Source organism: Deinococcus metalli (assembly GCF_014201805.1).
GTDB lineage: Bacteria > Deinococcota > Deinococci > Deinococcales > Deinococcaceae > Deinococcus > Deinococcus metalli.
In genome coordinates this window covers 94388-113656 of the sequence record NZ_JACHFK010000007.1, presented here as the reverse complement: position 1 = coordinate 113656, position 19269 = coordinate 94388, and the positions used below count along the sequence as shown (strand labels likewise).

Genomic DNA, 19269 nt, shown 5'->3' with positions numbered 1-19269 from the left:
AAGCGTCCCACCCTGCGCCTGACCGCAAGCCATCGCACGTAGCCCCATTCGCTCGGGGGCGGCCCCTCGCTCTTCCTGCTCAGATGACGTCGGCTCACTCGCTCATGGGCGCGAAGCGCGCGGGCGGTGACGACGACAACGCATGATGCAAGGACGACGCCCCACGCCGACGAGACTCCAGTGACGGCCAGCCCGGAAGACGTGGCGACCACATGCCGAGCACAGCGCTGCTCCCCTGCCCCTCTGCTGCGCAGCTCTCCGAGTCTGGGGTAGGGGGCTGGGGGGTGGAGTCGCCCGCGACGACGCCCCTTGTCTACCCCTTCCCCTTCCCTTCCCCCCGCCCCACGCCTATGCTCCCCGTATGCAAGCGGCGCGAATTATTCAGCGGACTGGGGCCAACGCCTGACAGCCGCCGCGCTGCCCGTGTGCCCCCGCCACCCGTGCGGGGGTTTTTCGTTTCGCTTCCAGGGAGGAGGCTCATGCTGCAAATCAAGGAGTTCAAGCCGGGCGAGCTGGACGCGATGGACGTGCTGCGTCTGGCGTTGACGAGCAAGGTATACGGCGCGGCCATCGAGACGCCGGTGAGCGAGACGCCGCTGCTGAGCGCGCGCACGGGAAACCGGGTGCTCCTCAAGCGCGAGGATCTGCAGCCGATCTTCTCGTTCAAGTTGCGCGGGGCGTACAACAAGATGGCGCAGCTCACGGCCGAGGAGCGGGCGCGGGGCGTGATCTGCGCGTCGGCGGGGAACCACGCGCAGGGCGTGGCCTTCGCGGCGCAGCAGCTCGGCGTGCGGGCGGTGATCGTGATGCCGTCCACGACGCCCGAGATCAAGGTGGGCGCGTGCCGGCGCCGGGGCGCCGAGGTGGTGCTGTTCGGCGACAGTTTCAGTGACGCCGAGGCGCACGCGTTCGCCCTCCAGAAGGACCGGGGCCTAACCTTCGTGCACCCGTACGACGATCCGCTGGTGCTGGCGGGACAGGGCACCGTGGCGCTGGAGGTGCTGCGGCAGGTCGAGGCCGAGGGCGGAGACTACACGCTGTTCGTGCCGGTGGGCGGCGGGGGGCTGATTGCGGGGGTGGCGGGCGTCATCAAGGCGCTGCGGCCGGACATCCGGGTGGTGGGCGTGGAGCCGGACGACTCCGACGCCATGTACCAATCCCTCCAGGCCGGCGAGCGGGTGCGGCTGGACACGGTGGGCATCTTCGTAGACGGCGTGGCGGTCAAGCAGGTGGGCGCGTACACCTTCGACCTGACGCGGCGGTACGTGGACGACTGGGTGCGCGTGAACACCGACGAGGTGTGCGCCGCGATCAAGGACGTGTTCGACGACACCCGCGCGGTGATGGAGCCGGCCGGGGCGCTGGCGGTCGCGGGCCTGAAGAAGTACGCAGCCGAGCGCGGGATGGTGGGCGAGACGCTGGTGGCCCTGACGTGCGGCGCGAACGTGAACTTCGACCGCCTGCGGCACGTGGCCGAGCGCGCGGAGGTGGGCGAGCAGCGCGAGGCGATCCTGGCGGTGACGATCCCCGAGCGGCCGGGCGCGTTCCGGGAGTTCATTGAGGTGATCGGGGCGCGGGCGGTGACGGAGTTCAATTACCGCTACGCGCCGCGCACCGACGCGCAGATCTTCGTGGGCGTGCAGCTCGCCCGGTCGGGCCAGCGGGCCGAACTCGTCGCGGAACTCGCGGCGCGCGGCTACGCTGTGACGGACCTGACCGAAGACGAGCTGGCCAAGGTGCACGTGCGGCACATGGTGGGGGGCCGCGCGCCGGAGGCGACCGACGAGCGGGTGTACTCGTTCACGTTCCCGGAGCGGCCCGGCGCGCTGCTGGAGTTCCTGACGCATCTACATGGCCGCTGGAACATCAGCCTGTTCCACTACCGCAACCACGGCAGCGCGCACGGGCGGGTGCTGGCGGGCGTGCAGGTGCCGCCGGGGGACGCGCCAGAGTTTGCGGCCTTTCTGGGCGGTCTGGGGTACCCGGCGACGGACATGACGTCCAACCCCGCGTACCGGCTGTTCCTGACCTGAAGGCCGCGGGCACGGGACGATTGGTTCCATCTGGCACGTTCATGAAGGCTTATGATGGATCACGTGACCACACAACGGATTCTTGTCATCGAAGACGATCAGGACATCGCCAACGTCCTGCGCATGGACCTGACGGATGCTGGCTACGACGTCGAGCATGCGGACAGCGCCATGAACGGCCTGATCAAGGCCCGCGAGGAGCACCCGACGCTGATCCTGCTGGACCTCGGCCTGCCGGACTTCGACGGCGGGGACGTGGTGCAGCGCCTGCGCAAGAACAGCGCCGTGCCGATCATCGTCCTGACCGCGCGCGACACGGTCGAGGAAAAGGTGCGCCTGCTGGGCCTGGGCGCCGACGACTACCTGATCAAGCCCTTCCACCCGGACGAGCTGCTGGCCCGCGTGAAGGTGCAGCTGCGCCAGCGCACCACCGAGAGCCTGACCATGGGCGACCTGACGCTCGATCCGCAAAAGCGCCTGGTGACGTACAAGGCCGAGGAACTGCGCCTGTCGCCCAAGGAATTTGACATCCTGGCGCTGCTGATCCGCCAGCCGGGCCGGGTGTACTCGCGCCAGGAGATCGGCCAGGAGATCTGGCAGGGCCGGCTGCCCGACGGCAGCAACGTGGTGGACGTGCATATGGCCAACCTGCGCGCCAAGCTGCGTGACCTGGACGGCTACGGCCTGCTGCGCACCGTGCGCGGCGTCGGCTACGCCCTGCGCGGCTGACCGGCGACCGTGGGCCTGAGTGCGGCCAGCCCGGAGTTCGGCGCGCTGATCCAGGCCATCCCGAATCCGGTGGTGCTCGTCCGGGAGGAAGGTCCGGCGGCCATGAACCCGGCCGCGCGCAGCCGGCTGCGGCAGCTGGGTGAGGCGGACGACTGGCGGCGGCTCTTCGACGATGCGGCGCTGCCCGACGTGCTGCTCGCGGTGGCGGAGGCGTGGCAGGGCGAGACGGGCCGCGTGAGCGTGAAGCTGCGCGACGTGATCGCGCCTGGGCAGGTCACGGTCGCGCCGGCTGGACCGGGCGGCGCGCTGCTGCACCTCCAGGTGGGCCGCGATCCCATGGAGACGGCGCTGCACCTGCTGGACACGCTGGGGCTGGGCGTCACGGTGCATGGGCCAGACAGCGCCGTTCTGCACGCGAACGAGCGGGCGCAGGAGATCCTGGGCCTGAGCGAGGAACAGCTGACCGGGCGGGACGCGGCGGACGTCCGCTGGCGGGCCATCCGGCCGAACGGGGAGCCGTTCCCCGCCGAGGAGCGCGCGGCCATCCAGGCGATCCGCACGGGGCAGGTGCAGCGCCAGGTGCCCATGGGCATCTTCCACCCGCCGTCCGGCACGTGGCGCTGGCTGCACGTGACCGCCGTGCCGCGGCGGGTGCCGGGCAGCGCGCAGGTGCGGCAGGTCACGGTGATGTTCGAGGACGTGACGGAGCGGCAGCGCGCCGACGCCGAGGTGCGGCGCAGCGAGCGCCAGTACCGCTCGCTGGTCGAGGCGACGTCGCAGGTCGTGTGGACGGCCCGCGAGGACGGCTCCGTCCTGGCACCCCAGCCGGACTGGGAAGCGTTCACCGGGCAGACCCCGTTGGAGTACGAGGGCCGAGGCTGTCTGTCGGCGGTGCATCCCGACGACCGCCGACACACCCTGGAGGCGTGGCGGACCGCCCGCGACGCGCAGACGGTGTACGCGACCACCCACCGCCTGCGGCGCGCGGACGGCGCGTTCGTGTCCATGCAGGTGCGGGCCGCGCCGGTGCGCGGCGAGGACGGCACCGTCGAGGAGTGGATCGGGGCGTACAGCGAGGTGCCGCCGGAACCGGGCACGGGGACGCCGCACACGGCGGACGCCGCGGCCCTCGAAGCGCAGGTGCAGGAACGCACGCAGCGGCTGGCCGAGGTCACGCGCTTTTCCACGCTGCTGCTCACGGCGGCGGGCGAGGGCGTGTTCGGGCTGGACCGGCAGGGCGTCACGACTTTCGCCAACCCCAGCGCAGCCCGGATAGTGGGCCACAGCGTGGAGGGCATGATCGGCTCGGAGCAGCACGCCCTGATCCACCACCACCACGCGGACGGTTCGCCGTTCCCGCTCCACGACTGCCCCATTCACCGGACGCTGGAGGACGGCGAGGTGCGGCGCGTGGAGGCGGACGTGTTCTGGCACGCGCAGGGCCGTGCGGTGCCGGTGTCTTACGTGGTCACGCCCACCCACGGCGATCAGGGCGAGATCACCGGCGCGGTCGTCATAATGCAGGACATCACCGAGCGCACCCGCACGCAGGAGCAGCTGCAGGCCGCGATGCTGGAATTGCAGCGCAGCAACCACGACCTGGAACAGTTCGCGGCGGTCGCCAGCCACGACCTGCAGGAGCCGCTGAGGACCATCGGCACCTACACGCAGCTGCTCGCACACCGCGCCGGGGGGCAGCTGGACGCGCGCGCCACCACGTACCTGGGCGTCATGGAGTCGGCGGCGGACCGCATGCGCGGCCTGATCCAGGACCTGCTCGCCTTCGCCCGCGTGGGCCGCGACGAGAGCCCGCAGCGTCCGGTGGTGCTGGCCGACGTGCTGGCGGCAGGCGCGCAGGACGTGCAGGGCACCCTCCAGCAGACCGGCGGCACCCTGACGTGGGACACGCCGCACACGGTGCTGGGTCAGGGCACCCTGGTCACCCAGCTGCTCACGAACCTGATCGGTAACGCCCTGAAGTTCGTGCCGCCGGAGCGCGCGCCGCAGGTGCGGGTCGAGTCCGTGCGGGAAGGGAACTGGGTCCACGTGCAAGTGGCCGACAACGGCATCGGGATCGACCAGGACGCGGCCGAGGGGGTATTCGAGATCTTCCGGCGGCTTCACCCCCGAGAGACCTACGCCGGGAACGGAATGGGGCTCGCCATCTGCCGTAGAATCGTGGAGCAACACGGCGGCCACCTGTGGCTGGAGTCCTCGCCCGGACAGGGCAGCACCTTCCACTTCACGCTGCCCGCCGCGCCCGAACATGACTGAACCCACTCCCCCACACATCGAAATTCTGCTGGTCGAGGACAACGAGCCCGACGTACTGCTGACCCTGGAAGCCTTTGAGGAGGCCAGCGTCCCCAACCGCCTGCATGTGGCCCGGGACGGCGTCGAGGCCCTGCGCTTCCTGCGGCGCGAGGGCGAACACGCCGGTGCGCCGCGCCCGGACGTCATCCTGATGGACATCAACATGCCGCGTAAGAACGGCCTGGAGGTGTTGCAGGAGATCAAGGCCGACCGCTCGCTGGGCAGCATTCCGGTCGTGATGCTCACCACCAGCCAGTCCGACGAGGACGTGCGCAGCTCCTACGAACGCCACGCCAGCGGGTACGTGGTCAAGCCGGTCGGCTTCGAGAACTTCCTGGGGGCCATGCGCGCCTTCGAGAACTTCTGGATGACCTTCGTGCGCTTCCCCCCCCGCCGCGACCAGCACTGACTCCCCGGGGCCGGCTCCCGACGGTGACCTGGGGTGTCCATCAGCCCAGCCCCTCAGACGACCGCCCCTCCGCCCACGTGCCAGAGGGGCGGTCGTCTACAAGGGTCGGTCTGGTCACCCCACGCGACACGCGGTGACCCGACCGACGTTCAGTGACGGCTGGCCGTGCCGACCGTCGTGGTGGTCGTGGCGGGCCGGGTCCGGCCCAGCAGACCGAAGAGCCCCAGCAGGCCCAGCAGCCCCCACGGGAACTGGCGGGTGTCGGCCACGCCGTCGTTGTTGGTATCGACCACGCCGTCGCCGTTGGGATCGGCGGCGTTGTTGATCGCTGCGCCGGTGTTCTGGATGGCCTCGCCGGTGGCCTGCGCAGCGTTGTCCACGGCCTCGCCGGTCGCGGCGGCCGCGTCGGTCACGGCGTCGCCGGCAGCGTCCACAGCCTCCCCCGTGGCCTGAGCCGCATTGTCGATGGCCTCACCGGTGGCCTGGGCCGCATTGTCGACGGCCTCGCCGGTCGCAGCGGCCGCCTGATCAACGGCGGCGCCGGTCTGTTCGGCCGCGCCGTCCGGCTGGCCCGGTGTGGCGTCGGACTGCACCTGCACAGCGCCTGGGGTGGGGGCAGTGGCCAGCGCTGTGGGAGCGGCGAGGAGGGCGAAGGTCAGCAGGGCGGCGGTCGTGGTGCGGGTCTGGGTCATGGCAAGCTCCTGTGGGGAATGTGACGTGACCCGCAGTGTGCCGGGCGTACGGCCGAGCTCCCTGAGGGAAGTCTGTAGCCCCCTTCAGCTGACCTCCGGACGCCCTTAGGAAACCGGCTGGGGGGCACCCGCTCCGGCCGCCTCCTGCATCGCTCTTAGGACATTGTGCAGGTGCGTGTCGAGGTCCACGCCGAGTTCCTGCGCGCCCTGGATGACCTCGTCACGGTTCACGCCGGCCGCGAAGGCGCGGTTCTTGAACCGTTTTTTGAGGCTGCCGAGTTCCACGCCGCGTACGTCCCGGTCGGGCCGGATCAGGGCGGCCGCCTGGATCAGGCCGGTGAGTTCGTCCACCGCGAAGAGCGTCCTTGCCAGCCGCGTGTCGCGCGGGGTGCCGGTGTAGGCAGCGTGGCCCATGATCGCGTCGAGCACGTCGGGCGGCGTGTCGGTGTGCTCGCGCAGGTAGGTCACGCCCCACGTGGGGTGCTCCTGCGGGTGGAGTTCGTAGTCGAAGTCGTGCAGCAGGCCGGTCACGGCGTAGGTGTACTCGTCCTCGCCCCAGTGCCGGGCATACCAGCGCATGGCGGTCTCGACATTCAGCATGTGCCGTTGCAACGAGGCGGAGGGAGTGTGTTCCAGCATTAGGGCGTACGCCTGGTCGCGGTTCATGCCGCAGTCTAGAGCAGCGCCCACCGGCACTCCGCGCGTGTCCGGCCGCGCCGAACAGCGTGCCGGACGCGGAGGCCCAGCTGAACGTTCACGTGACCGTGGCAACTCCGGAGGAAACGTTGAGACAGCTGCGGGCCGAGGGCGACGGCCGGTGAACCTAAGGGAACATGTGGTGCAAAATCAGCCCGGCATCATCTTCGGCGGCTACACCGTAGGAGTCAGTCGGCCGCCGTCCCCACCGGACGCCCCCGGGCCACCGCGAACGTCACCACCCAGAACCATACGAGGACTGCCATGACCACATCCCGATCCCTCCGCGCCGCGCTGATCCTGAGCGCCCTGGTCGCCACCGTTCCGGCCGCCGTGCACGCGCAGACCGTCAAGAGCCAGAGCATCGTCGTGAACCCCACGTCGCCCGTCAGCGTGGGCAGCCTGACCCTGATCAACGCGGCCACCGGGCAGCCGGTGCCCGGCTTCAACCCCATCCAGCCGGGCGCGACCCTCAACCTCGCGGCCCTGCCGAAGTCGCTGAGCATCCGCGCCAACCCGGTCGGCACGGTGCAGAGCGTGCGCTTTGGCCTGGACAGCAACCTGAACTACCACAGCGAGAACATCGCCCCGTTCTCGCTGTGCGACGGCAGCGACTGCGCCGAGGCGCTGCGCCCTGGCCAGCACACGGTGATCGCCACGCCGTACACCGGTGCGAACGCCTCGGGGCAGGCCGGACTGGGCCTGTCGGTGACCTACTCCGTGGTGAATGTCGCGCAGGCGCCCACGCCGGCCCCGGCCTTCGCGGTGACCAGCATCACGCTGATCAACGCCGACACCAACCAGCCGGTGCCGGGCTACGACCCGATCCAGCCCGGAGCGCGGCTGCAACTCTCGGCGCTGCCCAAGCGCCTGAACTTCCGCGCGAACACCAGCGGCAACGTGCGCAGCGTGCGCTTCATCCGCACCGGCAACCGGCAGTACGTCGAGAACGAGGCGCCGTTCGCGTACTGCGGCGATACCAAGGGCGGCAACGGCAAGAAGGGCGATTACCTCGCGTGTGACGGCGCCTTCTTCACGGCCGGCACCCACCAGCTGTCGGCCACACCCTTCACACAGATGTTCGCCAAGGGCACCATGGGCGGCACCTACACCGTGCCGTACAGCGTCACTCCGTAAGTCCAGGACCAGCACAAGGGCCGCCCAGGATCACCGGGCGGCCCTTGTCTGATGCCGGTCAGTGGATGTAGCGAGCCCACTCGGGCTGCCAGTGCGCGAACTGTCCGTGCGCGTACACCCCGAACGTAGGTGCGCGAGGCCGGGTGCGCAGCGGCATCCCGGCCTCGTCGGGGGTGCGGCTCCCCTTGCGCTGGTTGCACGGTCTACATGCGGTGACCACGTTCTCCCAGTTGTGCCGCCCGCCCCGCGAGCGCGGCATGACGTGGTCGAGCGTGAGTTCCTCGGGGCTGCCGCAGTACTGGCACACGAAGGTGTCACGCCTCAGCACGTTGCGGCGGTTGAACGGTACCGGGTGCACGCGCGGGCGCCGGACGTACTTGCGCAGGCGGATCACGCTGGGCACCTTCAGGATGGTGCTGGGCGACCGCACGATATCGGCACTGCTCTCCAGAACCTCGGCCACGCCGTACTGCACCAGCGTGATCGCGCGCTTGGCGCTGGTCACGTGCAGGGGCTCATAGGACGCGTTGAGCACCAGCACGCGCGGGGCGTTCAGGTCCGCCGCGACGTGCGGTATTCGCGCGTCCTCCTCCATGGGCATGTCCTTTCTGGAGATCATGCCCGGCATTCTACCGCCGGGTGGTCAGGATGATGTTGCGCCGGCACGCTTAGCGCGCGGCCCGGCGGGCTGAGACTTCTGGCCTAGCGCTCAGCCAGTCTTCAGGCCGCCGCGCAGCAGGTCAAGCACGCCGTCCGCGACGTACTGCACGGCCAGCGCGCCCAGCAGCACGCCCAGCACGCGGGTGACCACGTGCACGCCCGTCACGCCGATCACGCGGGCGATCTGGCCGGACAGCCGCAGCGCGAGGTAGCACAGCAGCAGCACGAAGCCCGTCACCACGAACACCACGCCGAGCAGCAGCGCGTTCCCGTGGGTGGCGCTCGCCTGGATCATGATGCTCGCCAGCGTGCCCGGCCCCGCGATCAGCGGAATGGCGAGCGGGAAGACGCTGATGTCCGGGCGTTCCTGCGCTTCGCGCTCCTCGTCCGGGTTTTCCTTGCTGCCACTGGGCCGCGCGAACACCATGTCCAGCGCGATCAGGAACAGCAGGATGCCGCCCGCCACGCGGAACGAACTCAGGCTGATGCCCAGATGTTCCAGCAGCGCCCGGCCGCCCAGTCCGAACGCGAGGATGATGCCGCCCGCCACCAGGGTCGCGCGCGCCGCCACCCGCCGCCGCTCGAAGCTGGGGCGGTGCCCGGCCAGGCCGATGAAGATGGGCGCCAGACCAACCGGGTCCATGACCACCAGCATGGTCAGGAAGGTGCGGTTGATGGTGGTGAGCACATCGGCCAGGTCCGGCACCCGCGCAGCGTAACAGGCGGCGCGAGGGTGGTGGTGGACGGACGGGCGCGGCGCCCCATCTACACAGCTCCGACTGTGTAAGCGACCTGACTCACCATGACGGTGAGGACTGTGTAAGAGTGCTGTGGGAATGATGACCGCATGACCACTCAGCCGTCCAAGAATGCCGCCCCGAAGCTGGCCCGGCCGCCGACGCGCCCGTCCAGGCCGGCACGGTGGGGCCTGCTGGGCATCCTGCTGCTGCCCTTCGTGCTGCTGGCCGCCGCCGTGAGCCCGAAGCAGACGCGCGAACTGGCCGCCGCCGAGAGCATCGACTGACCGGCGGCCTGACGGACGATGGTCCCGGCGCGGCTCAGGGCCGCGGGGCGGGCCGGACGTCGACCTCCAGGCTCGAGCTGGCCGTGGCCGTGCGCCCGTCCTGGGTGGTGGTGGCCCGCACGCCCACGGTGTAGGTGTTCACGCCGGCTGACGGCACGGCCGTGATCCGCACCGGGAACACCTCGCCCGCCCGGACGGTGGTGCGGGGCAGGCTGACCTGCAGGCCCGGCGTGCTGGACTGCGCCTCCAGCGTGAACACGCCTGGGTGCGTGCCCGGCGTGTAGCCGCCCACCCGGCCGGTGAGGTCGCGCGCGCTGCCCGCCGGGAGGCTCAGGGTGGAGACGGACGAGCCGCCGGCGGACGCGAACACGATGTACCCGCCCGCGCAGCCCTCGCCCCGCAGCACGGCGATGTCACGCGCCCCGACATACAGCGCGGGCAGCAGCGACGCCACGACCAGCCCCAGGCCCAGCGCCGCGCGCCGGGGCCGCCGCCAGTGCGCGGCGGTGAAGGCCAGCCCGCCGGGGCCCATCAGCAGCGGCAGCAGCAGGGCCAGCAGCGTGTGCCCCTGGCACGGGGAGGTCAGCAGCGCGCCGCCCAGTGTCCGCAGGGCGAAGGTCAGCGCGGTGCCCAGCCCCCAGCCGAGCAGGAAGGCGGGCAGGAAGGTCCGCGCGGGAAAGGTGGGGAAGTCCGGGGCGGGCGCGCTCACGCCCGGCAGCGTACCCCGTGGCGGGCGGGACACCCGGCCTGCGGCCTACCCCTGCGCCCGCATCCACTCCCGCACGGGCCGGTACCCGGTGGTGTGCACGCCGAGGTCCGCGATCACCTGTCGCAGCCGCGGATCGCACAGGGCCTTGTGGTTCGCCACGCGGCCCTCCCAGTCGGCGCAGGTGGCGCGCAGCTCCGGCGTGTCGCGCGCCGGGTGCAGGATGAAGTGCGTCAGGCCCGGCGGGAGGTCCGCGAGCATCCGCCGCGTCACGTCGACGTGGTCGCCGCCCTCGTGCAGGGGCAGCATCCGCAGGTGATCCACCAGCGGCCGACCCGCCGCCTGGAGCAACCGGCCGTAACTCCACGCGAACGCCGCGGCCACCGGACCGAAGCCCTGCGCCCGCCAGCCGGCCGGCGCCATCCGGGGGTACATGGCGGGCAGGCCCTCGCGGCCCGCCAGGGCCATCACGGCCGGCAGGAACTTCGGGTGGGCCAGCGCGCCCATGTGCGAGTCCACGTGCGTGACGTCCACGCCCCACGCCCGCGCCCGGTCGAGTTGCGCCGCCAGCTCGGTCGCCACCGCGTCCGGGCGCCCGGTCGCCTGAACCTCGGCGGTGCCGTGCGGGAAATACCCCTGCGCGTCCAGCAGACCGCTCGCCCGGTCGCGGGTGCTGACCGGACCCCAGCGCAGGGCGTCCCACTCGCTGGTGAGGGTCAGGTGCACGCCCAGGTCCGCGTGCGGGAACGCGCGGGCCACGGCGGCTCCCTCGGCCGCCGCCGGGCACGGCACCATCAGCGCAGCCGAGGTGAGCGTCCCGACCTCCAGCAACTCCGCGTAGGCGTCCACCGTGGCCCCGCACAGGCCGATGTCGTCCGCGTGGAAGATCACGACGCGGTCGGTGGGCGCGTAGCCGAGGGCATTCAGGAGCGGGTTGGGCCGCATGAACCTCCAGCGGAACACAGGGACGTACGCCCAGCATGGCACGCGACCGCACCACCGGCCGCGCATTCCCGGCACGGTTCATCCGGGGGTGCCACAATGCACGCTGTATGTCCGGCCCGACCCCCACTTCCCGCATCGCCAAGAAGGCCCGCGCGGGCGTCCCCAAGACCGTCTGGGACCTGGTGTTCACCTTCATCATCCCGATCCTGGTGCTCAGCCCGAACATTCTGGGCAGCGGTATCAGCGTGGCCGAACAGGTGTTCGGCGGCGGCCGGGACGGCAACGTCCGCGCCTACGTGCTGGCCGCCCTGATTCCGGTGGCGTACGTGGTCTGGGACCTCGTGCGCAACCGCACCCTGAGCCCCGTCGCGCTGATCGGCGGGGCGGGTTCGGTGTTCTCCGGCGCGCTGGCGTTCTGGTTCGTGGACGGCTTCTGGTTCGCGGTCAAGGACTCGGCCCGCTCGTACCTGACCGGCGTGCTGTTCCTGATCAGCGCCGCGACCAGCGTGCCGCTGCTGCGCGTGTTTCTGGACGCCGCCAGCCTGGGCGAGAGCCCCGAGCACCGCGCCGCCACCCAGCAGGCCATGCGCGACCCGGGCGTGCACCGCGCGCTGGCGCTGGGCACTGTGGTGTTCGCAGGAGTGGACCTGCTGGGCGGCGTGGTGAACAGCATCGTGAACTACGTGCGCGTGACCGCCAAGTTCGGCACCGACGACTTCAACGCCCAGGTCGCGGCCGTGAACGCGATCATGCGCGTGCCGGGCCTGATCGTCAGCCTGGCCGGCATCGCCGTCGCCTTCTGGATCGTGCAGCGCGCCGTGCAGAGGCGCTACGGCCAGGGCGCGAGCCTGCTGGAACCCGCCAAGCTGGAGGCCGCCATGCGCGAGCGCGGAGAACTGGCCGAGGGCTGAGAAACGAGAAGAGCAGAGGGCCGGACGACTCCCGGCCCTCTGCTCTTTGCCCCTGCGCCCTACTCCCCTGTCCGCGCCCGGCGCTTCTGGAAGGCGCCGGTCAGCAGTTCGGTCACGTACTCCTTGGTGAAGGGCATGCCGCTCGCCTCGGCGGCGCTGATCTCCTCGTCGCGGTCGTAGGTCAGGCGCACGAAGGTCGCGGCGTGCATGGGACTGTACGGATCGAATTCCAGGATCAGGTAGCACGGCAGGGTGGAGTCCAGCGGATTGCCCACGCTGCCGCAGTTGATCAGCGGGCGGCCCTCGACGTCCAGCAGCAGCGCCTCGTGCATGTCGGCGTACACCAGCGCGTCGGCGTGGACCTTCAGGCCGTACTGTGCGTTGGGCTCGAAGGCGCCGATCTGGTCGGCGAGGCTGGAATGCGGATACAGGCGGTGGAACAGCCCGCGGCTGCTGGCGTGCACGAAGCGCCACCACGCGCCCGCGAACTGCTCCTCGATACCGTACGGGAGTTCCCCCAGGTACGACAGCTGCGCGGCGCTCAGCTTGCTGCGAGGCCACAGGTCCTGCGGGCGGTGGGTCGCGCCGGCCACGCGGGCGTCCCAGTTGCCCTGGATGACGCGGCTGGCGTGCGCCTGCGTCCACTCCAGCACTTCCTTCGGGCGCGGTCCCTTGCCCACCAGGTCGCCCAGCACCCACGCTTCGGTCAGGCCGCGGCGCTGCATATCCGCGTGCACCGCGAGCGTGGCCGCCAGATTGGCGTGCAGGTCCGCGAGGATGGCGAGACGGATCATGCCCCGGAGTGTAGCCCGCGTGTCCGGCGCACACAGCGGCGGACCACGGTGACCTACGGTGTGGGCGTCAGGGCGCGCACCATGGCCCACGTGATCGCGGCGGCCAGCAGCAGCCCGCACACGACGAACCACGCGGGCGCGCGGCCGCCGGGGCCAGCATTCGCGGTGGCCCACGCGCCGCGCAGGTTCACCAGCGCGAACATCAGCAAGAAGGCGTCCAGCGCGTCCACGTGACGCCCGCCGCCGATGTCGAGCGGGTACCCGATCACGGAGGTCAGGACAGCGAGCGCCAGCGCGATCAGCAGTTGTGGGACGACGGGGGGCACCCGCCCAGTATGCCGGTCGCTACCCGAGTTCGTGGTACTGCCCGCGGAAGTACAGCAGCGGATCGTCGTCGGTGTAGCGGGCGTATTCCACGAAGCCCACATACAGCGTGTGGTCCCCGGCGGGAATGGCCTGATCCTTGCGGCACACGAGCTGCGCGACCGCGCCGCCCAGCAGCGGCAGGCCCTCGTGCTCGAACCACGGCACGAGTTCCTCGGGGCCGGGCTTGCCGGCGAAATGGTCGCTGAGGTGCCGCTGCGCGCTGCTCAGCACGTTCACGCCGAAGTGCGTGACGCTCTGCTCGGCCAGCAGGGCGTGCATGTGCGCGCGGGCGTCCACGCTGACCAGAATCAGCGGCGGCTGGAGGCTCACGGACACGAACGCGCTGGCGGTCATGCCGCGGCGCTGCGTGCCGTCCGTGGCGGTCACGATGGTCACGCCGCTCGCGAAGCGGCCCAGGGTCTGGCGGAATTCGTCCGGGGTGAGGCCGGCGGGCGTGGCAGTCATGGGCGCAGTGTAGGGCACCCCTGCCGGCGCTAGACGCGCGCGCGCAGGCCGACCAGCAGCCCGGCCGAGAAGGCGCCGGCGAACGGCAGGTTCGCGGTCAGCACGCGGCGCAGCCACGACGCGCCCTGCTCGCCGCCCTGTCGCAGCCACGGTTCGGTCAGGGTCTGGAGCTTGATCCAGTTGATGCTGATCAGGTCAAAGTACGCCAGGAGTTGCAGCGTGATGAACAGCACGCCGACCACGATCAGCACCACGCGGCCCACGTACCGCAGCGCCACGCCGGTCGCGAAGCCCAGCAGCGCGCCCACGCTCAGGTCCGGCAGGGCGGGGCGCAGGGCGTCGAGCAGGCTGACGCTGTGCGCCGCGTCCGGGGCGGTCGGCGTGGGGGTGGGGGTCGGGAGCGTCGTCATGGGGATCGGGGTGCCGGAGCGGGGGCATGCTAGCGCGCCGCGCGTGACGCCGGCCTTCCCCGGCGCGTGGCGCTGGGCACGCTGCTATCCTGCGCTCATTGTGGAGACGCTGCCTGACGCCCCCGCCGACCTGCTGCCGCCCGAGCGGCTCGCGCAGCTCGTGGCGGGCGACGAGGCCGCGTGGTACGCCTTCGTGCAGGAGTACGAGGGCCGCATGTACGGCTACCTGTACCGCCTGGAGGGCAGCAGCGAGGACGCGCTCGACCTGACCCAGGAGGTCTTCTACCGCGCGTGGAGAAGCATCCGCACCTTCCGGCCCGGCGAGCGCGTGCTGCCGTGGCTGTATCAGGTGGCCCGCAACACGCAGATCGAGTCGCACCGCCGCAAGCAGCTCCAGCGCTTCTCGCTGGAGGAGGCGCGCGAGGACGTGGGCTTCGAGGTGACCAGCGCGGCCCGCTCGCCGGTGCAGGCCGCCGAGAGCGCCGACGCTCAGGACCGTGTGCAGCGCGCCCTGCTGAAACTTCCCGAGGAGTACCGCGAGGCGGTCGTGCTGCGCTTCGTGGAGGACCTGCCGTACGAGGAGATCGCGCAGATCCAGGGCGTGGCGGTGGGCACCGCGAAAAGCCGGGTGTTCCGCGCCAAGGAGCAGCTCGCGCAGCTGCTCGCAGACGTCGCGGACGTGAACTGAGCTGCCCGGCAGGCCCGCCGCGTCTGTCACACCACCGCAAGAGCCCGTCACGTAGCCTGGGGGGGTGAGGTCGAGCGTTCGTCATTCCGTGTCCACCCTGCTACGCCTCCTCGTGACCGGCACCCTCGCGTGCGCGGGCAGTTCCAGTTGGAACGGCGCGCACGGTCAGGCCGCCGACCCGGCCTTCAAGGTCGGGTACACCTCCAGTTCCGAGGGCCGCGCGCCGCTGCTGGTCACGTTCCACGCCAGCGCGCAGCCCACCTACCGCATCGAGTGGACCTTCGGGGACGGAGCCAGTGCCAGCGGAACGCAGGTGCAGCACACGTACTACCGCAGCGGCGTGTACACCATGCAGGCCCGGCTGCTGGACGCCCAGGGCCGGCTGGTGAGCCGCGCACAGGGCACCATCGACGTGCAGTCCGGCGGGCCGGAGCGCAGCGAACTCACGGTCCTGCTCGGGCAGGGGCAGGTGCGCCTGAGCACGGTCGACAGCGTGTACTACTCGCCCACCACGCCGAAACTGCAGCTCGACAGTCAGCCCGTCACCGACCGCCCCGTGCGCCTGAGTGACGGCCCGCACCGCGCCGTGTCGGCCGGCGTCACGCAGGACGGCCGGGTGCAGGAACGCGCCCTGACCTTCATCGCCGCACCCTTCACCGGCAGCCTGGTGTACGAGAACGAGGTGCTGCGCCTCACCAACGTCGCCCGCACGCACGGCTGGAACTGCGCCACCCTGAAAGAGGGCGGGCCGGCCCTGCCGCCGCTGAAGCAGAACGCCACGCTGGACGTCGCGGCGCTCGCGCAGTCGGCGGGCATGGCGCTGGCCGGATACTTCGACCACGTGAGCGGCCTGGACGGCAGCACGCCGATGCGCCGCGTCCAGGCCGCCGGCATGCAGCCCAGCCTGGTGGGCGAGAACATCGCCGCCGGGCACGAGACGCCCGCGCAGGTCGTGGACGGCTGGCTGCGCAGCCCCGGCCACTGCCACAACATCATGGGCGACTTCACCCTGATCGGCCTGGCGTACGTGAACCGCCCCGGCAGCCCCTACACCCGCTACTGGACGCAGGTCTTCGCCACGCCCTGACGGCACGGGCATCCGCGTGCATAGCTTGACCCGGCATGCATACCGCGCTATATTGCTTGCATCACCGCCCGGAAGGGCGGATTTTTTTATCCCTCCGCCCCGTCCCACGCCGGCGTGAGCGCGCCGTTCGCCGAGCGGGTGTACGGCAGCCACGCCAGGGCCACCAGGGGGACCGTCACGTCGGTGCTCTTGGCCTTCACGTCGAGCTTCGCCAGATCGCCGCCGGCGCCCAGCGTCAGGGCGTCCACCTCGGCCTGCACCTGGTTCTGCACGTCCTGGAGCTGCTGCGCCACCTGGTTCAGTTCTGTCTGGGCGGCCTGCACATCCTGGCCCTCGCGCATGGAACGGCCCACGCCCGACACGCCGCTGCGGATGGCCGTGGTGCGGCGCCCGCCGCCGAACAGCGCCCCCAGCACGCCCACCCCGACGTTCAGGGCCGTCTGGAGCTGGGCCTGCTGCGCCTGCGCCTGCTGCTGCTGCACCCGCAGCTGCGCGCGTTCCAGCCGGTCTTGCAGGGTGGCGACCTTGCTCGCGTACTTCGCGCGCAGCTTCTGCACCGCCGCGTCGCGCGCCTCGCGCCCGGCGAGGCTGGCACGGGCGCGGAAGTCTCCCTCGGCCTCGCCGGGCGCGCTCAGCAGGCCGCTGCCGGGCTCCTGCCACAGCGTCAGGGGCTTGCTGGCCGCCACGTACTTCGCCGCCTCCTTCGCCCACTTCGCGTGGTTCTTCGGGTTCAGCAGCGGCGCGGGCACGTCCGAGTACGTCGCGCCCGGCGCACCCTCCTTCTCCAGCGCGTTCGGATCGACGTGCAGCTCGGCCGCGCCGTCCCAGTCCACGGGAATCGGGCCGTCGGTCACGTCGGCCACCAGCGGCAACGTGCCCGCCACGTCCACCCGGTACTTCGTGGACGCGTAGCGCACCTGCGCCACCGCCAGCAGCTGCGCGTGGTACTGCACGCCCGACTGCGACGTCGGGACGTAGACCTCGGTGATGCCGGGGGGCACGACCGGCTTCGCGGAAGCGGAGGGCGGAGCGCCGAGCGCCGAGGGCGAAGCCGCAGTCTGGCCTTCAGCCTTCGGCCTGTCGCCTCCAGCCTCTTTCCGGCCCTGCATCAGCCGGCGGATCTGCGTGCCCGTGATCGGCCCGGCGAGATAACTCATGGTCCAGCGGGTGGTGAACAGCACGGGGTGGCCCTCATGGACGTTGTGCATCAGGAACACGCGCTTGCCCAGGCCGGAGAGCATCGTGTCCAGCTGCGCCCGGCTCAGGGCGTTCTGACCTGCGGTGGCGCCCTGGAGGGCTTCCAGCACGCGGGCCTTGTCGTTCTCGGTCTGGAGGCGGCCGATCATCCACGTGCCGGTGTTGCTCAGGCCCTTGTAGTCCAGGTCCACGGGGTTCTGCGTGGCGAGCGTCACGCCCAGGCCGAAGGCGCGCGCCTGCTTGAGCAGTGTCAGCATGGGCGGCTTGCTGGGCGGGTTGCCGTTCGGGGGGAAGAAGCCCGCGATCTCGTCCATGTACAGCATCGCCCGCAGGGAGCTGGTGCCCGACTGCGTGCGCATCCACGCCAGCACGGCGTTCAGCAGCATCGACACGAAGAACATCCGCTCGGAGTCGTTCAGGTGCGCGATGCTCATGATCGACACGCGCGGTTTCCCCGCCGGCGTGAACAGGAAGCGGCCCACGTCCAGCGGCTCGCCCTGTGTCCACGCCTGGAAGCCCGGCGACGCCAGCAGGTTGTTCAGGCTCATCGCCAGCTCGAAACGGTCCTTGGGCGGGTAGAAGGAATCCACCGGCATCACGCCGATCTGCCCGAACGGCGGCGACTGGATCCCGGCGATCAGGCCGCCCATGTCCAGCGACTTCCCGTCGGCCCACGCGCTGCTCAGCAGGTTCGAGAGCAGCACGTGCTCGCGTGAACGCATCGGGTCGGCGTCAATGCCGAGCAGGCCCAGCAGACCCGTCACGGTGCCCTGCACGCGCTCGCGCAGGGCGTCGGTGTCGTCCATGATCTCGGGCGGCGGGGCGTCGAAGCCCTTGAGGACGCTGACCGGCAGGCCCGCGCTGCCCCCGGGCGTGTAGATGGCGAAGTCCGCCTTCTCGCGCAGTGTGCGGATGCGCTCGCCGCTCTGGTCCCAGTCCGCGAGGCCCCTGCGCCACAATTCCGCCTTCTGCGCCGCCAGCTCGTCCGGCGACACGCCCGCCCGCGTGGCCTCGGCGTCGTCCACCCACGGGCGGAAGTCCTCCGGGCGCAGGTCCGGGAAGGTCAGCAGCAGGTTCGCCAGGTCACCCTTCGGATCGACCGCCAGCACCGGCACGCCGTCCATCAGGGCTTCCTCGATCAGGTCCAGGCCCAGGCCGGTCTTGCCGCTGCCGGTCATGCCGATGATCACCGCGTGCGTCGTCAGGTCCGTGCTGTCGTACAGCAGCAGCTCATCCGTCGCGGTGTTCGTGGCCGGATCGACGACCTTCCCCAGGTAGAACGCGCCGAGCTTCTCGTAATCGGGCATGGTTCAGCATAAAGCTCCTGGGAAACGCTGCGGAACCCACCTCGCGGCGGTCCGGACCTGACAGCCGGCTGTCAGACGTCGTGTACATACTGAGGTGAATGCGAATCCCACCATATCGGTGTATCCGGCAGGCGAAGGCCCTCTGGCGCGTCAAATACGGGAGCCGCTGCAACGGCGGACGCACGGGCCGGCAACGGGTCAGGATTCCGAAACCGCACCGGCGCGGAGCGTAGGCCACAGCGCGCATCGCCGGGACCGGCCGCGCCGCTCGCGTGCAGGCATGACTGACACCACCTCCCACGTCCCCTTGACCGAGTGGGCAGCGCTGGTGCCCGAACTGATGGTCAGCGACCTGCCGCACAGCCTGGACGTGTACACCCGCGTGTTCGGCTTCACGCTGCACGACACGCGGCCCGGCTTCGCGTACCTGAGCCTGGGCCGCGTGCAGTGGATGCTGGAGCAGGCCCACGCCGACAAGGCGTGGCTGACCGGGCCGCTGGAACGGCCGTATGGACGCGGCATCAACTTCCAGATGGTGGTGCCTGATATAGACGCCCCGCACGCGCGGCTGCTCGCGCAGGGCTATCCCCTCTTCGCGCCGCTGAGCACCGCCACATCTGTGGAGGGCGCCACGCCACACACGCAGCGGCAGGTGCTCGTTCAGGACCCCGACGGGGACCTGCTGCGCTTCATGAACTGA

Annotated in this window: 21 protein-coding genes; 10 read left to right on the top strand and 11 right to left on the bottom strand. The window is 70.8% G+C overall.

Annotated elements, in window-relative coordinates:
* The first annotated feature begins 479 nt into the window (after window positions 1-479).
* The 4 genes from ilvA (at window position 480) to HNQ07_RS14410 (ending at window position 5484) form a co-directional block, all read left to right on the top strand.
* Complete coding sequence (gene ilvA, locus HNQ07_RS14425) at window positions 480-2033, top strand: threonine ammonia-lyase, biosynthetic (RefSeq protein WP_184112984.1); 1554 nt, start codon at window positions 480-482, stop codon at window positions 2031-2033.
* Window positions 2034-2096: 63 nt separating this feature from the next.
* A complete protein-coding gene (locus tag HNQ07_RS14420) occupies window positions 2097-2762 on the top strand; it encodes a response regulator transcription factor (protein ID WP_184112982.1) in 666 nt (221 codons plus the stop codon).
* Window positions 2763-2771: 9 nt separating this feature from the next.
* A complete protein-coding gene (locus HNQ07_RS14415; RefSeq protein WP_229832018.1) occupies window positions 2772-5036 on the top strand; it encodes a PAS domain-containing sensor histidine kinase in 2265 nt (754 codons plus the stop codon).
* Window positions 5029-5484: a response regulator gene (locus tag HNQ07_RS14410; protein ID WP_184112981.1), complete on the top strand. Its 456-nt coding sequence runs from the start codon at window positions 5029-5031 to the stop codon at window positions 5482-5484. Before HNQ07_RS14415 ends, HNQ07_RS14410 begins: the two co-directional genes overlap by 8 nt.
* A 149-nt stretch (window positions 5485-5633) precedes the next feature.
* Here HNQ07_RS14410 and HNQ07_RS14405 read toward each other — a convergent pair whose 3' ends face one another.
* Complete coding sequence (locus tag HNQ07_RS14405; protein ID WP_184112979.1) at window positions 5634-6176, bottom strand: WGxxGxxG-CTERM domain-containing protein; 543 nt, start codon at window positions 6174-6176, stop codon at window positions 5634-5636.
* A gap of 105 nt (window positions 6177-6281) precedes the next feature.
* Entirely contained in the window at window positions 6282-6842 is a 561-nt protein-coding gene (locus HNQ07_RS14400) for an HD domain-containing protein (RefSeq protein ID WP_184112977.1), read from the bottom strand.
* 294 nt (window positions 6843-7136) lie between these two features.
* On the opposite strand from HNQ07_RS14400, the gene HNQ07_RS14395 reads away from it, so the two are divergent.
* The gene (locus HNQ07_RS14395; RefSeq protein WP_184112975.1) at window positions 7137-8009 is read left to right on the top strand and encodes a hypothetical protein; all 873 of its coding nucleotides are present in this window, start codon (window positions 7137-7139) and stop codon (window positions 8007-8009) included.
* Window positions 8010-8067: 58 nt separating this feature from the next.
* Here the strand turns inward: HNQ07_RS14395 and HNQ07_RS14390 are convergent, their stop codons facing one another.
* Window positions 8068-8628, bottom strand: coding sequence for an HNH endonuclease (locus HNQ07_RS14390; RefSeq protein WP_229832016.1), 561 nt, complete (start codon window positions 8626-8628; stop codon window positions 8068-8070).
* A 90-nt stretch (window positions 8629-8718) separates the two neighbouring features.
* Complete coding sequence (locus HNQ07_RS14385) at window positions 8719-9375, bottom strand: MarC family protein (RefSeq protein ID WP_184112973.1); 657 nt, start codon at window positions 9373-9375, stop codon at window positions 8719-8721.
* A gap of 141 nt (window positions 9376-9516) precedes the next feature.
* On the opposite strand from HNQ07_RS14385, the gene HNQ07_RS14380 reads away from it, so the two are divergent.
* On the top strand, window positions 9517-9693 hold the full coding sequence (locus HNQ07_RS14380) for a hypothetical protein (RefSeq protein ID WP_184112971.1): 177 nt from the start codon (window positions 9517-9519) through the stop codon (window positions 9691-9693).
* Window positions 9694-9727: 34 nt separating this feature from the next.
* On the opposite strand, the gene HNQ07_RS14375 is transcribed toward HNQ07_RS14380, so the two are convergent.
* Complete coding sequence (locus tag HNQ07_RS14375; protein WP_184112969.1) at window positions 9728-10402, bottom strand: hypothetical protein; 675 nt, start codon at window positions 10400-10402, stop codon at window positions 9728-9730.
* Between the two features lie 45 nt (window positions 10403-10447).
* The gene (locus HNQ07_RS14370) at window positions 10448-11344 is read right to left on the bottom strand and encodes a polysaccharide deacetylase family protein (RefSeq protein ID WP_184112967.1); all 897 of its coding nucleotides are present in this window, start codon (window positions 11342-11344) and stop codon (window positions 10448-10450) included.
* 107 nt (window positions 11345-11451) lie between these two features.
* Between HNQ07_RS14370 and HNQ07_RS14365 the strand changes: the two genes are divergently transcribed.
* Entirely contained in the window at window positions 11452-12255 is an 804-nt protein-coding gene (locus tag HNQ07_RS14365) for a VC0807 family protein (RefSeq protein ID WP_184112965.1), read from the top strand.
* Between the two features lie 59 nt (window positions 12256-12314).
* Here HNQ07_RS14365 and HNQ07_RS14360 read toward each other — a convergent pair whose 3' ends face one another.
* From HNQ07_RS14360 to HNQ07_RS14345, 4 genes are read right to left on the bottom strand one after another with little or no spacing between them, the layout of a single operon-like run.
* Complete coding sequence (locus tag HNQ07_RS14360) at window positions 12315-13049, bottom strand: metallophosphoesterase family protein (RefSeq protein ID WP_184112963.1); 735 nt, start codon at window positions 13047-13049, stop codon at window positions 12315-12317.
* Window positions 13050-13102: 53 nt separating this feature from the next.
* Window positions 13103-13375, bottom strand: a complete 273-nt coding sequence (locus HNQ07_RS14355; RefSeq protein ID WP_184112961.1) for a hypothetical protein — start codon at window positions 13373-13375, stop codon at window positions 13103-13105.
* Window positions 13376-13394: 19 nt separating this feature from the next.
* The gene (locus HNQ07_RS14350; RefSeq protein WP_184112959.1) at window positions 13395-13880 is read right to left on the bottom strand and encodes a flavin reductase family protein; all 486 of its coding nucleotides are present in this window, start codon (window positions 13878-13880) and stop codon (window positions 13395-13397) included.
* A 29-nt stretch (window positions 13881-13909) separates the two neighbouring features.
* Window positions 13910-14290, bottom strand: a complete 381-nt coding sequence (locus HNQ07_RS14345; protein ID WP_184112957.1) for an FUN14 domain-containing protein — start codon at window positions 14288-14290, stop codon at window positions 13910-13912.
* A gap of 100 nt (window positions 14291-14390) precedes the next feature.
* Between HNQ07_RS14345 and HNQ07_RS14340 the strand changes: the two genes are divergently transcribed.
* Both HNQ07_RS14340 and HNQ07_RS14335 read left to right on the top strand, forming a co-directional pair.
* Window positions 14391-14978, top strand: coding sequence for an RNA polymerase sigma factor (locus tag HNQ07_RS14340; RefSeq protein WP_373298050.1), 588 nt, complete (start codon window positions 14391-14393; stop codon window positions 14976-14978).
* A 64-nt stretch (window positions 14979-15042) separates the two neighbouring features.
* A complete protein-coding gene (locus HNQ07_RS14335; RefSeq protein ID WP_184112953.1) occupies window positions 15043-16065 on the top strand; it encodes a CAP domain-containing protein in 1023 nt (340 codons plus the stop codon).
* Window positions 16066-16151: 86 nt separating this feature from the next.
* On the opposite strand, the gene HNQ07_RS14330 is transcribed toward HNQ07_RS14335, so the two are convergent.
* Complete coding sequence (locus HNQ07_RS14330; RefSeq protein ID WP_184112951.1) at window positions 16152-18569, bottom strand: ATP-binding protein; 2418 nt, start codon at window positions 18567-18569, stop codon at window positions 16152-16154.
* A 280-nt stretch (window positions 18570-18849) separates the two neighbouring features.
* On the opposite strand from HNQ07_RS14330, the gene HNQ07_RS14325 reads away from it, so the two are divergent.
* Window positions 18850-19269 (top strand): bleomycin resistance protein, encoded by a 420-nt coding sequence (locus HNQ07_RS14325; RefSeq protein ID WP_184112949.1) that lies wholly within the window; start codon window positions 18850-18852, stop codon window positions 19267-19269.

What these genes read in the sequence shown, in the direction of transcription:
- HNQ07_RS14325 (WP_184112949.1), top strand. Translation starts at nt 18,850, where the DNA reads ATGACTGACACCACCTCCCACGTCCCCTTGACCGAGTGGGCAGCGCTG.
- HNQ07_RS14360 (WP_184112963.1), bottom strand. Translation starts at nt 13,049, where the DNA reads ATGATCCGTCTCGCCATCCTCGCGGACCTGCACGCCAATCTGGCGGCC.
- HNQ07_RS14400 (WP_184112977.1), bottom strand. Translation starts at nt 6,842, where the DNA reads ATGAACCGCGACCAGGCGTACGCCCTAATGCTGGAACACACTCCCTCC.
- HNQ07_RS14345 (WP_184112957.1), bottom strand. Translation starts at nt 14,290, where the DNA reads ATGACGACGCTCCCGACCCCCACCCCCACGCCGACCGCCCCGGACGCG.
- HNQ07_RS14410 (WP_184112981.1), top strand. Translation starts at nt 5,029, where the DNA reads ATGACTGAACCCACTCCCCCACACATCGAAATTCTGCTGGTCGAGGAC.
- HNQ07_RS14370 (WP_184112967.1), bottom strand. Translation starts at nt 11,344, where the DNA reads ATGCGGCCCAACCCGCTCCTGAATGCCCTCGGCTACGCGCCCACCGAC.
- HNQ07_RS14380 (WP_184112971.1), top strand. Translation starts at nt 9,517, where the DNA reads ATGACCACTCAGCCGTCCAAGAATGCCGCCCCGAAGCTGGCCCGGCCG.
- HNQ07_RS14365 (WP_184112965.1), top strand. Translation starts at nt 11,452, where the DNA reads ATGTCCGGCCCGACCCCCACTTCCCGCATCGCCAAGAAGGCCCGCGCG.
- ilvA (WP_184112984.1), top strand. Translation starts at nt 480, where the DNA reads ATGCTGCAAATCAAGGAGTTCAAGCCGGGCGAGCTGGACGCGATGGAC.
- HNQ07_RS14390 (WP_229832016.1), bottom strand. Translation starts at nt 8,628, where the DNA reads ATGATCTCCAGAAAGGACATGCCCATGGAGGAGGACGCGCGAATACCG.
- HNQ07_RS14330 (WP_184112951.1), bottom strand. Translation starts at nt 18,569, where the DNA reads ATGCCCGATTACGAGAAGCTCGGCGCGTTCTACCTGGGGAAGGTCGTC.
- HNQ07_RS14405 (WP_184112979.1), bottom strand. Translation starts at nt 6,176, where the DNA reads ATGACCCAGACCCGCACCACGACCGCCGCCCTGCTGACCTTCGCCCTC.
- HNQ07_RS14350 (WP_184112959.1), bottom strand. Translation starts at nt 13,880, where the DNA reads ATGACTGCCACGCCCGCCGGCCTCACCCCGGACGAATTCCGCCAGACC.
- HNQ07_RS14395 (WP_184112975.1), top strand. Translation starts at nt 7,137, where the DNA reads ATGACCACATCCCGATCCCTCCGCGCCGCGCTGATCCTGAGCGCCCTG.